General features: G+C 65.1%; 11 protein-coding genes. 7 read left to right on the top strand and 4 right to left on the bottom strand.

Going from position 1 to position 13,405, the window contains the following annotated elements:
* The first annotated feature begins 20 nt into the window (after nt 1-20).
* Complete coding sequence (locus KM427_RS01015) at nt 21-1,403, top strand: MFS transporter (protein ID WP_215525949.1); 1,383 nt, start codon at nt 21-23, stop codon at nt 1,401-1,403.
* Nucleotides 1,404-2,071: 668 nt separating this feature from the next.
* On the opposite strand, the gene KM427_RS01010 is transcribed toward KM427_RS01015, so the two are convergent.
* Nucleotides 2,072-3,073, bottom strand: coding sequence for a hypothetical protein (locus KM427_RS01010; RefSeq protein ID WP_215525948.1), 1,002 nt, complete (start codon nt 3,071-3,073; stop codon nt 2,072-2,074).
* A 229-nt stretch (nt 3,074-3,302) separates the two neighbouring features.
* Nucleotides 3,303-4,148, bottom strand: coding sequence for a UPF0158 family protein (locus KM427_RS01005; RefSeq protein ID WP_215525947.1), 846 nt, complete (start codon nt 4,146-4,148; stop codon nt 3,303-3,305).
* An 872-nt stretch (nt 4,149-5,020) separates the two neighbouring features.
* Here KM427_RS01005 and KM427_RS01000 point away from each other — a divergent pair.
* From KM427_RS01000 to KM427_RS00985, 4 genes are all read left to right on the top strand, one after another.
* A complete protein-coding gene (locus tag KM427_RS01000) occupies nt 5,021-6,169 on the top strand; it encodes a nucleotidyltransferase domain-containing protein (protein ID WP_215525946.1) in 1,149 nt (382 codons plus the stop codon).
* Nucleotides 6,147-6,593: a type II CBASS E2 protein gene (locus KM427_RS25880; protein ID WP_502887147.1), complete on the top strand. Its 447-nt coding sequence runs from the start codon at nt 6,147-6,149 to the stop codon at nt 6,591-6,593. Before KM427_RS01000 ends, KM427_RS25880 begins: the two co-directional genes overlap by 23 nt.
* A gap of 70 nt (nt 6,594-6,663) precedes the next feature.
* Nucleotides 6,664-7,122: a helix-turn-helix domain-containing protein gene (locus tag KM427_RS00990; RefSeq protein WP_215525944.1), complete on the top strand. Its 459-nt coding sequence runs from the start codon at nt 6,664-6,666 to the stop codon at nt 7,120-7,122.
* Between the two features lie 88 nt (nt 7,123-7,210).
* On the top strand, nt 7,211-7,669 hold the full coding sequence (locus KM427_RS00985; RefSeq protein WP_215525943.1) for an ImmA/IrrE family metallo-endopeptidase: 459 nt from the start codon (nt 7,211-7,213) through the stop codon (nt 7,667-7,669).
* A gap of 25 nt (nt 7,670-7,694) precedes the next feature.
* Here KM427_RS00985 and KM427_RS00980 read toward each other — a convergent pair whose 3' ends face one another.
* Both KM427_RS00980 and KM427_RS00975 read right to left on the bottom strand, forming a co-directional pair.
* On the bottom strand, nt 7,695-8,207 hold the full coding sequence (locus tag KM427_RS00980; protein ID WP_215525942.1) for an SLATT domain-containing protein: 513 nt from the start codon (nt 8,205-8,207) through the stop codon (nt 7,695-7,697).
* A gap of 606 nt (nt 8,208-8,813) precedes the next feature.
* The gene (locus KM427_RS00975; RefSeq protein ID WP_215525941.1) at nt 8,814-10,373 is read right to left on the bottom strand and encodes an ATP-binding protein; all 1,560 of its coding nucleotides are present in this window, start codon (nt 10,371-10,373) and stop codon (nt 8,814-8,816) included.
* Nucleotides 10,374-10,698: 325 nt separating this feature from the next.
* On the opposite strand from KM427_RS00975, the gene KM427_RS00970 reads away from it, so the two are divergent.
* Nucleotides 10,699-11,871: a hypothetical protein gene (locus KM427_RS00970; protein ID WP_215525940.1), complete on the top strand. Its 1,173-nt coding sequence runs from the start codon at nt 10,699-10,701 to the stop codon at nt 11,869-11,871.
* Nucleotides 11,868-12,326 carry a hypothetical protein gene (locus KM427_RS00965; RefSeq protein WP_215525939.1) on the top strand — a complete coding sequence of 153 codons (459 nt, stop codon included), beginning with the start codon at nt 11,868-11,870 and terminating at the stop codon, nt 12,324-12,326. The genes KM427_RS00970 and KM427_RS00965 overlap by 4 nt, the downstream gene beginning before the upstream one ends.
* Nucleotides 12,327-13,405 lie beyond the last annotated feature (1,079 nt).

Raw genomic sequence — 13,405 nt, 5'->3', positions numbered from 1 at the left:
TCGGCGCGACGCTGAGCGGCGTGTCTCACCCGAAGCGGCGATGGCCGCGCAACTTCTACGCACTGTGGGCGGCCACGGCTACGACGAACCTGACCGACGGCGTGGTGAAGATCGGCTTGCCGTTGCTTGCGGTGAGCATGACCAGTTCGCCGGGCGCCATCGCTGCCGTCACCGCACTCGGATCACTTCCATGGCTGTTGTTCGCACTGCTGGCAGGTGCTGTCGCTGACCGCGTGGATCGACGTCGATTGATGATCGCCCTCAATCTCGTGCGCGTTTTCGTTGCCTTCGTCATGGTGCTCCTGCTCGCGACCGGAGTGTTGATCTTGCCGCTGGTTTACGTCGGCGCGTTCGCCCTGGGCACCTGTGAAGCGTTCATCGACACGACCCGGATGTCGGTGGTGCAGATGGTCGTGCCGCGCCATCTGTTGGAGCGCGGTTACGGCCGACTGACGGCAACAGAGACGGTCGCCAACGAATTCGTCGGGCCGCCGCTTGGAGGGGCTCTCGCCGGGCTCTCGCTGGCGCTGACCATGGCCACCGGCTCCGTCGGCTACCTCATCGCGGCCGTAGCTCTACTACTGATGCCGGGGGCCTTTCGCCTGACGCATTGTTCGACAACCGAGAACCCGCCTGCACGCGGACTCACACGCCAGATCGGCGCCGGACTGCAATACGTCTGGAGCGAGCGGACCCTCGCCGTCCTGCTCTCCGCCGCCGGCATCAGCTCCGCCTGCTGGGCCGGTTGGCTGGCGATCATGCCCGCCTATGCCGTGAGGGGACCGCTGCAACTCAGCGAGACCGGCTACGGCCTGCTCATCGGACTCCTAGGCGTAGGCGGGTTCATCGGCGCCCTGAGCACCGACCGACTACGCAAGATCCTGGGCCGACGCAATCTGCTCATCGTCGCCTTGGCTGCCACCACGGCGATGCTGCTCGCCCCCGCCCTCAGCGAAACCCCCGCTGTCATCGTCCTCGGCACCGCGCTCGGAGGGCTCGGAGCCGGGACATGGAACGTCGCTTACAGCACCCTGCGCGCCCTCGTCGTCCCCGACGAGATGATGGGCCGCTACAGCGGCGTAAGCCGCCTCGTCAGCTTTGGCGCAATGCCCCTCGGCGCCGCGGCAGCCGGTGGCATCAGTGAACTAGCGACACCACGCTGGGCGTTCATCGCCGCGACCATCGGCATGCTGAGCGCGCTCGTCATCGTGCCCACCCGGATCACGGCCTCCCGCATCGCTGAGATCGAACAGACTGCCGCGATCCGCCGCGACCATCACACGGTCGCCGAACTGAGACCCGGACCGAATGCTGCCCCAGAATCTCGACCGCCCGACGACGCGCTTCACGCGGTCACAGGCAGGCGTACTGCAGGAGGACCCCCAAGTGGCAACGCCGGGTGAGCACGTGGTTCAGGCCCCTTGACGTCCCGCAGCACCCGTTCGAACAGGTGACTCCGGGAGACGGCGCCTCATCGCGACGCCGAGCAAGCCCTCTCGACCCCGCGCTGGCACGGTCCTCGCCGATCGCCGCAGACAGTGGCCCAGCGCCGCAGAGGAGCAGCGAAGATTTCCGTCGGAGATTGATCGCCCGCCCTCTCCCGCAGGACATAGGTGACCGAAGACACCAAGTACCCAGATCAGGAGGATGACGCCGCAGCAACGGCGACAACCGAACACCGCGAACCCCCAGCGAGCGCTCCACTGAGCTCGCACGAAAATGGACAAAGCCCCAGATCCGAGGACCCAGGGCCTGTCACACGTGCGCGAGGGGGGAGTTGAACCGTAGAACCACCACGCTCAATCACGCGCGAACCGCCGTCCTGAGCGTGAAAGCGGTGTGCAGTTGCCTCCGGTTGCCTCCCGTTTCCTCGGGTCCGTGCACCCCAGGGGTGCACCAGCCGATCTTCAGTTGTACCCAGCCCGCGGGCTGGATCAGACCACCCTAGTCAGGGAGTTCGGCGCAGTCGATTGAGACCCAGCGGCGCGAGGACATGCCGCAGTCGAATCGCTCGACGCCACCGCCCGAGTACCCACCACTGAGTACCAATCCCGCTCCCATCAATGTCCAGCTAGCCCAGGTGCTTGTGAGGCCGCTTCGGGCAACCGCGGAGCTCTGACGTCGAGATCCGTAGGCCGCTGGGACCTTTGTGCTTGTTGATGATCACACCATCGGCGTCGCGGTCTGCCTCGTGTTCGAGGGCTGAGTTGCGCTCCGTGTAGGTCTTGAAGATGGTGCCAGCGTGACGGTCGTCATCGCGGGTCCACCAGAGTCCGGTGTCACCGTCTTGAAGATAGAACCGATTGCCGTGGTGCAGACACTTGACCGGGTTAGTGATCGGGATTGGCGCTCGGACCTCCCTTCCCTTGGGTGACCGGTCGGCCGGCACGATCGGCAGTAGCGAGGCACTGAGCCCTGAGAGCTCAGTGACCTGCTCCAGGATGGTCTCGGATACGTCCCGGTTACCATTACCGGCTACGTAGCGCACCAATCTGTGCGGATCAACGTCCAAGTAGCTGTCCCTGAGGCTACGGGTGGCGGTGTCCAGCGGGCCGACAACGATCAGGGACCCACCCGCTGTGCCGGCAAGCCGGCGCTGTACTGAGAATGCGTCGATGCGCCCGCGGTCGACCACATCGAGGGCGGAGTCCATTAGCTGTGAGGCGCTCTGGAGGCGAGCGCGGTCCGTATCGGTGAGTCGCTCGCTGAAGTCAGGCTGCACCAAGAGCGTGATGCGACGCGTGGTGCGAACGGTGACCGTGCCGGGAAGGGCCTGGCGACGCAGGGCATCCAACTCGGCAAGAAGACTCGGCGTGGAGATATGCCATGCGCTGCGCAGCACTGCCGATTCGATGAATCTGGTCTGGGGCGTCAGGGTGAGGGTGAGGTGCGAGGTCACGGCCAAGCGCGGTTGCCTCAGGCCCGCCTTGGTCAGGTCCTCCTCGGGCTGCTTGTAGACCGTGACTAAGCCGAAACGGTGTTGAAGGGCAGTTGTACCTGTGAGCTCCTCGGTAGCGAGGGGAATGGCCAGCCCCGGAGTGGCAATCAGGCCCACCCACGCGGACTCGGCCATCGCCTCGAGGTCATGAGGAAGACACTCACCGCGTGCTTGCAGCAGGTGCTCAACGGCCGGGCCTTGACTCGGTAGGGAAAGCCCACCGTCAGGATGGCTCAGCCACGTCTTAGTTTGCACGATTCCGGCCCCTAGGGGGTGCGGCTTACGGCCGGTCCCCCTCGTCGGTCGAATCTCGAGTTCGTAGGGATTCTCGACCAGTCCGCGAAGGCTCAGACTGGTCAACCGACTACCTCCTGATTAGGTACTCGACTGGGATGGGAAGTCGCAGCAGTTCAGCCAAGGGCATGCGCTCGACCGCCGAGATGACGGCCGCTCGAGCTCGGCTCTCGTAATTTGCGAGGTCATCACCGTGCGTGTCTCCAGGGCCCTCGCGCAGCTTGTCGGAAAGCGCCGCAGGAGGAGACGGGCGCTCTCCGCCATCGCCGGCGCGGAACAGCCTTTCACGCGGGACGGAGTTGTCCTCTGCCCACCGGAAGGCGTGACGCATCACATGGTCGCGGTAGAAGCGTCCCCACCTACGCGCCGTGCCCTGATGGGATCGCACCTGGGCGTTGAAGTTCTCCACCGACGATGCGGTGTCTAGGGACGCCAGCAGTTCCGCGTTTCGCGTCGGGTCCTGCACGCCTTCCGCGAAGGCACGCATCCACGACGTCAGTTCAGCGCGCGTAAGCGGACGCAGCTCCACCCACTCGCTGCCATCGTCTGGCTGGTCGCTCATCGGCCCGACAATGCGCCCAGAGTCGCGCTGCCACCATGACGAGGCCGCCTCGATCCGTGTGAACGCAGCCCAAGCTTCCTGGCGCAAGTAGCGTCCCGACGGCACTACCTCTTCACCGGCCACAGCAGGTGTGTCGACGCCCGTCACGGTGAAGTCGCTTGCGCCTGATCTCCGCGAAACTCGCACGACACCCTCTTCGACGGCGTGAGCGAGGAAGGACTTGAACGTAGCGAACCCGCAGTTTCGGACGTCAAAGGTGGGATCGGCTTGCTTCATGCGTGCCGAAACGCCGGCAGCGTAGGTGGCCGACCCTCGCCGCTCGAGTTCTGCGACTGTCGCTTTCAGGAGATCCATCGCGTCCCGGATAGCGGCTACTCCGGACGCGGCAACCGGCTGGGATGATTCCATCCCAGCCGGCCGCGTCAGCTTCGTGGCGACTGAGGCTGCGGGTCCAATGACCCCTCTGCTGGCAGCTCCCGGGAGAGCGGGATCGTCGGTGTTTCTCTCTCCATCACCGACGTGCTGTGGTTCCTGGGGGTTGGACATTCTCGCAGCCTCTCGCGCCATTTGATGGGCCGCGCGCTTTGCGCGGTCCCGCGCGAGAAACGATCAGCGTGCCCCTGCTTGCGTCTTTCAGCCTCGATGGGCCTTGGCCTGCGACGACCCCTGCTGACGGGGTGATCGACGTACCTTTTCAAGCTGAGACGGTATGGCTTCAGCATTGCCGAGTGGTGTCAGCATTGCCTCAGTCCTCGATTTCTCAATCACAAGCCTACGCCATTGGTCCTGCGCGTCAAGTTGAACTGCGGATCTCGAACCGTGCCGACCGACGTTCAGCCCATGCGTCCCCCCGGCAGCCCCCACCGGGGGTGCTCACGGCACCTCAGGGAGATGTTGCTTGTCGCGCCTGGGCGCCGGCACCCGACGAAGGCGTAGCCCACAATACGAGGGCGGAGTTCAACCGCGCCTCCCGCATGCCAAGCGCCCGCGACGACCCGCGAAGAACCCGCCACCACGGCGGACCGCCTCCCGGCAACCTGTTCGAGTTCCCGGGCTTGCTCGTCGCGCGAGTGAGGCGTGAGAGCTGTCACCACACGGCAATGGCCGCGATGGCCGCGTCTCTATAAGTCGAAGTGGCTGGCTCCCCCAACCGATGGTGTCGGGCGACCAGCGACCGCCAGCGCCTCGCGATAGTACGATTGTACTACTTGTGATACAGTCGGATCATGACAGCTACTCGACCGGAGGGAACGTTCGGCGGTCTGCATTACCTGATCGGCGACGGGCTGCAGGCCCTGGACATCACGCCGGCCGAACACGCGCACGTCACATCGCACTACATCGGGCTCGGCGACGAGCTCGACGTTCACTGGAGCGCGACCCAAGGTCACAACGTGATCTCACCGCAGGGGTCGTTCCTGCTGGGCACCGTGGTCCGCAACATCCACCGCGACGACGACATCGACATCGACTGCGTCGCTCTGCGTGACATCGACAAGGGGTCGACGACGCAGGCTGATCTGAAGGCCGACGTCGGCGTCGCGGCACGCAAGTACTCCGCCAAGCCTCGCAGCGAGTACCCCGCGGTTAGCCAGTGTTCGCGCTGCTGGACGCTGACGTGGCCCGGGATGCACCTCGACGTCCTGCCGGCGGTCCCGAACCGGGACAAGGGCGGCACGAACATCCTCATCACCGACCGCGACGTCCGCCGATGGCTGGACTCAAACCCGGCCGGGTACGCCCAATGGTTCCGGAACCAGATGCGCGACGAGTTCCTCTCCGAGCGCGCCATCCTGTCCAAGAAGCTCGAGGTCGAGGACGTTCCTGACTGGCGGGTGAAGACCACCCTGCAGCAGGCCGTCCAGGCCCTCAAACGGCACCGCGACATCTACTTCGGCGACCGGCTCGACGACCGGCCACCGTCGATCGTCATCACCACGCTCGCCGCGCTCGCCTATCCCGGCCGCGGCGACCTGTACGACGTGCTCCGCGAGATCACCCAGACGATGGGCGCGTACCTGACCCTGGTCGAGGGGAAGTGGGTGCTGCCGAACCCCGCCCAGAAGGACGAGAACTTCGCGGACTCCTGGGTCGCCGATCCGCGCCGGGCCACGGACTTCTTCAAGTGGCTGGAGGACGCGCAGTCCACCTTCGAGAACCTCGGGCGGCGCGGCGGTCTTGACCGGATCGTGCCGCTGCTCGCCGATGCGTTCGGTGACCGGTTCGCGAAGGCCGCGGCGCAGTCGCTCGGCGGGTCGGTGCACCGGACGGTCCAGGAAGGAAGGCTCCAGGTGGTCACCGGCGGGGCGCTGGTGGCCGCGACCGCAGGCCGGACGGTAAGGAGCCACGGTTTTGCCGGCGGCTCCACGCGTTGAGGTCTCGTTGCCGGTCCAGGCGATCGCTCTCGACCGGCTCCTGCCGGATGGCCGCACACGGCTGCACCGAGGCCGTCTCGCCTGGACCGGGACCGTTCAGCCCGGCCCGGCGTGCGGCGAGTACGAGCTACGTCTTGAGGCCAGGCCCGCATCACCCCCGACGATCGCCGTGACAGCACCGCGCCTGCGACCGACCGACGACGGCCTCCTGCCTCACGTCTACGACGACGGCAGCCTGTGCGTCAGCCAGCGCGACGACTGGCGCCCGCACATGCTGTTCACCGACACCTTCATCCCATGGTCGTGTGAGTGGCTCATCCACTACGAGCTCTGGCTCGCCACCGGCATCTGGTACGGCGACGGGCCCGACATGCTCGATTCGGAGTCACAAGCCCGAATCCTTCACCCGTACATTCAGCACTAGCACCAGCAACAACGCCGGCGCTTCCCCACCGGCGCCGGCTGTCGCCGATGTACACGAGCAAGGGGTCGACATGACAGATGGTCCGAGCCAACCCGCGCTCGGCGACGCGCTCCGCGCCGAACGCCGCCGCCGGCGCATGTCGTTGCGAGACCTCGCCGACGAGATCGGGGTCTCGTTCAACACGCTGTCCCGTGTCGAGCGCGGGCACCTACCTGACCTGACCAACTACAACCGCATCGTGAACTGGCTCAGCGCCCCCGGCCTCGCCTTGTTCGGCAACGACGAGGGGGAGGCAAAGAGCACTCCGGAGATGCTCGCCAAGCACCTTTACACGGATCCGCGGCTCAAACCCGAGCAGGCGAGACAGATGATGGCGCTGATCCAGGACATGTACGACAAGCTCGCCGCGCCCCGCCCTGCGTTCGCGGTCCATCTGCGTTCGGGGCAGACGTTCCTTCCCGAGGTGGGCAGCCTGCTTTCCTCCGCGCTCGAGGACATGCACAGAGCGCTGGTCGAGGAGAACCGCTGAGGTGCGTCGAGGGTTCAAGGCTCAGGCCGAGCGACGAAGCATCGAGCTTCGCGAGGAGCTCGGCCTCAAGGATCGCGACGAGCTCCCGATGGAGCTGCTCGCCGAGCGGCTTGGTGCGGAACTCCGTTCCGCGGCCGACCTGATCGACATCAGCCGGCTCGACCGGATCGACGCCCTCCAACCAGGCGCGTTCTCCGCCTGCACTTTCGAGATCGGCGACCGACGCGTGATCGTGTGGAACCCGCTGTCGACGGCCGCGCGCACCCAGAGCGACATCGCTCACGAGCTCTCCCATCTAGATCTCAAGCACAAGGTGCAGGAGGTCAAGACAGTCGGCGATCTGACGTTCTTCGGGTGCGACCCGGACGAGGAGCAGGAGGCGAACTGGCAGGCGGGGTGCTTCCTACTCCCGCGGCCACTGCTCGTCGCTGAGCTGCGGGCCGGAAACACGGTGGCGGGGATTGCGGAGAGGTACAACGTGAGCTTGCAGATGGCGCAGTACCGAGTCCGTGCGACCGGGGTGCAGCGGCAGGTACACGGCCGCTGACACGCACCGGGCCGGTGCAGACCGGTCAGGTCGCGGGTTCCGCGGCGGGGTCCCCATGGTCGAAGTGGCCGGCCTTCATCTTGCGTTGCGCTCGCCAGAACGCGACCGGGCCCGTCGTCGGTGCTCCTTGGTGCATCGCGTGCTTCTCCGCGGTGAACTTCGCGACGTCGTTGCGCAACTCGGCGTCGGTGTGGCCAGAATCGGGGTTGCCGTCCAGAGTCCGGCACTGCCCGACCCGACGCTTCAGGTCCCCCAACTCGCGGGCGCAGGCAACATGCTGCTCAGCAAGGCCCTGGGGCTTGACGAAGGTGATCAGCGCGGCCGCGAGAGCCGAAACCAGAGCCAGAACCGCGCCGACGTTCCCGCTCGACTTCACGATGGCCGCCGACGCGGCCGCCGAGGTGATTGCTGCCAGCCCCCCGAGGAGATAGTGAAGAGCCCGGAGATGCTCGGCGGCGGCGAAGTGCGTCTTCTCTGTGTACTCGATGTCGATGTGGAGCTTCCGCAGCTCCTCGAGGATGTCGTCGCGATGCGCCACATCATTTCCGATCTGCACTTGAGGGGCTGGCGAGTGCACCGGGCCAGGGCGCCATCCTAGACGTCGGCCCGCACGTCTACCCGGACCACGAGGAGGCGCGCGGCCTGAGGGTGCACGGCGGCCCGAGATTCTCGGCAGAAAGTTGCCGCGGATTGATCGCCCGCCCGTGCCACCGCTACTTAGGTGACTGAGACGAGCACCCACACCCACACGAGGAGGACGACACCGCGGCAACGGTGACAACCGAACATCGCGGTCACAACAGCCACCCCACGGGCGATCCGAAAGGACAAAGCCCCGGATCTGGACCCGGGGCCTGTCTCACGTGCGCGAGGGGGGAGTTGAACCGTAGGAACAGAACGCTCAGCCAGGCGCGAACCGCCGTCGTGAGCGTAAAACCGGCTCCCGATACCTCCGGTTGCCTACGGTTACCTCGGGGGCGTGCACCCCAGGGATGCACCAGCCAGTGTTCAGTTGATCGAGCCTTGCAGCTGGCGGACCACAGTAGCCCAGACGGGCCACCCGTCGAATCTCGGTCACGTCGATGACTCACCGAAGCAATAGGGCGACCGCCAACGTCTTCAGACGTCGCCGCCGACGCGCGGGTCACTGCAGGCGGTATGTGGTGCCGCGCCGCTCACCTTGCTGCGCGAGCTTGCCTTCGTTCACTAGTCGGCGAAGCAGCTGGCCCGCCTGATAACGATCGAGGGAGGTCAGTTCCCGGACGATTGCGTTCGTGAGCGGCGCGGACTGCGCCGCTTCCAGCACTACCTCCTCGGCGCTCCGGTCGGGCCCGATCACGCCGAGTGTGTAGTACGCCCGGCCGCGGGTTCCATGCTGGATGAGTAGGCCGGCGTCGCGGAGTCGACCCAAGCGCGTCCGCGCCTCGACGCTGTCGGCACCGAGGATTTCGCGAGCGCGGGCATTGGTGACCTGGCCGTCGCGCATCACTGTAAGCAGAAGCAATCGGTCGCCTTCGCGCAGTCGGCCCTGCCTCTCATGCTCGGCCAGCCAAGCGCGCTCGGTGGTCGACACGAGCCCCCGCAGTCGCAGCGTTACGCGGAAACTGTCATTGGTTTCCTCGAACAGCGGCTCGTGCAAGAGCTCCAGGCGCATGCCGTCCTGGATGACGTCGATACCCTGCCCACTGTCCTCAGCCAGGCCGAATCGCCGAAGCACGTCGATGATCGTGTGGTTTCGTGGCGCCTGAGCCTCCCGGAGGGTCGCGATCGTTACCGGCGCGGGGAGCCGCCCTGGACTGGTCACGATTACTGCAGAAGGCCGTATCTCGACCACGATCGGGGTCTGGTCTCGCGCGTAGTCCCGGTGGGCCACGGCATTTGCGACCGCCTCCCGGACCACGCGCCGTGGGAGACGAGGAACGTCATGGCGTTTGGCACCGGTAACCACCATCTCAGTTCCGATGTCACGCAGGATCCAGTCGGTTGCCGCTTCGGCTTGGGCTTGGACTTGTCCGGTTATTGCTTCCCGTCGGACATAGCTGTTGGAGTCATCGGACTCGTAGGACCGCACGTCTATGGCGAACTTGGCGGCACCTAGCGTCTCTTCGGGCCGGGTAAGGGTAAGCGCTCCCGCGATCGTGAGTGATCCGTCGGCGTGGAGAAGGCCGCGCTCCCGCCACCGGTCGGGGAGGTTCTCGGTCCAGCCGAACACGCCAGCAACCTCGTCTGCGATAGCCGGCGGCACTGCAGACGGTGGAACACCGCTTGCGCTCGCTTCATATCGCCGCAGCGCGCGCGACGTCATCATCTCCCAAAGCTCCGCGCCGAAGACCGCAACGTTCCGGCCCCCGCGCCGGCGAAGTACACGGCCGTCGCTCGTCTGGGCGACTTCGTCCTCACGAGGCTCGACGTCAACTACGACGATGGGCGTTCCGTCGACCGTCCCTCCACTGATGGCGTATCGGCCAACGTTGACCCCGTTGAGTGCGGCCTCATGGATCGCATCGTCGGTCCCTTGGTCGCGTCGTCGACCGATCACGACGCGCTGGTCGTTGACCCCGATGAAGATGGTCCCACCACCGCTGTTGGTGAATGCCACCATTGCTTCTTGGAGCTTCTTTGGGGACGCTCCGGACTTGAGTTCGACGTCGTCGTCCTCGCGCTCGATCAGGCGCTGGAACTCTGCGGCGGTCCACTTCGGCACGGAGCCAGTTTGTCACAGTTTTGAAGTCGAAGCGCGACGACCTTAGAGGTGCCTGCTTCTTGGCTTCATAACCTCTCCAAAGTGATGACGCTGGCTTGACAGCTTCCAGGAAATCCAAAGAGCCCTGCTCCCCCTACCGCTCCACTGAATCCGTCCCGGCTAGGGCGCCGGAGCACGGGCTGCTGCCGCCGAACCCCACGCTTCTGCGTGGCCCACCGCTCACCTGGATCGGCGATTCCGAAGCGGACCATGACCAGCTCGGCGCATCATCTCTGGACGGCGGCCACGGAGGCCAAGCCGTCAATCGACCAGAGAGTCCAGCAATATGACCATCACTGTCGGGATCGGCAAGGAGTCCGTACCCGTCAACAGGGATGTGTTCGTCGCGCTGTTCGACAACTCGGTGGTCAGCGAATACGTCGGCTTCACCAAGGCTCTGACATCCGGGTTCATCGAGTTCGATCAGCTGGCAAGGCTCGCCCGCAAGGCCGACATCCCCTACAGCCTGTTCTTCGCACCACTCGAGGTGGTCGAGGCTCAACTGGAGCGCAAGACCAACATCCTCCTGGAGGGCGTGCGCAAGGAAGCGTTCTCGATGAACTCCCGCAGCAAGGTGCGGCTAAGCGACGTCGAGCTCATCGTCAAGGACCTGCTGCGCAAACAGGACCTGATCAAGCGACTCGATGACCGCCTGATCGACAACAAGGTGGTCGGGTGCATCCGCAGAAGCCGGGGCGTGGCCGCGGACGCCGAGACGCTGCGAGCGGCGCTCAAGCTCAGCGTCCCGGACATCAAGGCAGCCAAGAACAAGGAAGCTGCGTTCGAGTTGCTGATCGAGCGGTTCGAAGCACAGCAGGTCCTGGTCTCGCGGAGCCAGCAGAACTACATGCCTCAACGCCTCCGGGAGCGGGCCAAGTTCAGCGGCATGTGCGTGCGAGACAAGAAGGTGCCCTACATCTTCCTCACCAACGGCGATGAGGGAGACAACTACGAGCCAGCGGGCAGACGCATCTTCACTTTGACGCTCCTTGGGGTGTTCGTCGCGCGGGGCAAGTTTGCTCCGGTGACCTACGACGACCACACCGACGGAGTCATCACCGACTACGAGTACCAAGTCACAGAGGAGGTGCTCGTGCCGGCCACCGAAGTCCGGGGTCTCGATGCATCAACCCTCGACGCGGTCCAAGCAGGAGCGGAAACTTACCGCGTGACGCCGAGTGCCTTCGTCATGCGAGCCCAGCGACTCGGCCTGATCGACAGAGACCAGGCACGGGCCTTCATGGAGGAGCTGGCAGCCGACTTCGCGTCCCGGGAGAAGTCGCGTGGCTGGCCCGCGACGCCCATCAACGCCATCAAGCGATACAACGGCGCAGAGTTCTGCCGTCGCATGGTCGCGCAGCTCGACCGAGGCAGCATCTCGGAGACGGACTTCTGCCGGGTCATCGGCCTGAACAAGCTCAAGGCCAGCCAGATCCCGGAGTTCAAGGCGGCTCTATGACCATCGTGAAGTACCTCATCGATACCAACGCCCTGAGCCGGATCGGACGCAAGAACCGCGAGAGCACCTTCGTTCGAGACAACTGCAAAATCCCGAGCGAAGTCCTCCACGAGGCCGCGACGTTCCCAGACATCGCGATGCTGCGGACCCTTGAGTACCCCATTAGCGCCCACGTCTTGAACCTCCTCCGGGACGTCATGTCAACGGTTCCACCCGGCGACAAGGACTTGATCGATCTCTACCACGCTCGCGGGAACGCCGATCCGATCCTGGTTGCCACCGCGCTCGACGCCATCGCCAAGTCCGAGGAGACGTTGCTCGTCGAGGACTGGCAGATCGTCACCGACGACGAAGGGGTCAAGAAGAAGGCCGCCGAGTTCAATCTCAGAACCGTCACCTCCCCTGAGTTCAAGAAGCTGATCAGTGGTACGGACACCAGCAACAACTCGAGCTAAGGCTGTCCGCCGACCCGATCCTCCTTCCAATCGTCCTTCTCACGGGCTGAGCCCCCGTGCACCCCGAGGGGCGCACGGGGACCTACAGGGTCTCGCCAGAAAGTTGCCACGGGTTGATCGCCCGCGCATACCGCCGCGACTTAGGTGACTGAGACGAACAACCAACCCCACAGAAGGAGGGCCACGCCGCAGCAACGGCGACAACCTCACACTGCGAGGCGCTTCGAACCACCGACGCGACGCCCTGGGAATGGACGAAGCCCCGGATCGAGGACCCGGGGCCTGCCTGTGTGGTGCGCGAGGGGGGAGTTGAACCGTAGGAACACCACGCTCCGTACCGCGTGAACCACGGTCGTGAGCGTGAAACCAGTGTCCCGTTGCCTCCGGTTGCCTCCCGTTCGCTCGGGGGCGTGCGCCCCAGGGGTGCACCAGCCAATGTTCAGTTGATCCAGCCTTGAGGGCCGGACGTCAAATGCTAGTCGTGCTGGCCGGGGACCAGCGCTGGGCATCACACCTATTCCGCGGTACGAGGACCTGGCCGGTGCTTCCGGAAGAGTAGGACGTCGCCCTTAACCTCGACGTCACCCAGTGGAGCCTCCCGGACCAACGCCGTTCGATACCGCTGCAAGAGGTCCCTCAACTCGTCGCCAGAAGGATCAGCGTCGAAGAGAAGCGCCGCTAGCAGCTCACGCCGGTTGGTGTTCTCGCCAACCGCATCAGCACGGTCGAGCAGGTCATCGAGACGTTGATCCAGCGCAATCGGCCACCGAATCGAGACCTGCTTGTCCGCAGAGTCACGCAATCGCTCTTCTGGGTTCACAGAGTGTCGCTCGCGGGTCATGTCTGTGCCATCTCGTATATTGGAAATATGTCTTTCAGAGGTCTATCTGACCTCGTCGTCACCATGATGGCCGCGGCTGGGGTATCTGCGCTACCCGCCCGAAACCTGCAACCGCTCCACCGTGAGCTCGCGGTTCTCGGGGGCAACGACACTGCCGCGGCAGAGCGACTCTGGACCCGGGTCGGCGGACGCCCCAAGGTGTTGAGTTCCGAGCGCAAAGTCCGCGGACTCCCCGCGA

Origin of the sequence: Nocardioides sp. LMS-CY (assembly GCF_018732145.1) — a bacterium.
GTDB classification, from domain to species: Bacteria; Actinomycetota; Actinomycetes; order Propionibacteriales; family Nocardioidaceae; genus Nocardioides; species Nocardioides soli.
This window is presented reverse-complemented; position numbering and strand designations above follow the sequence as displayed.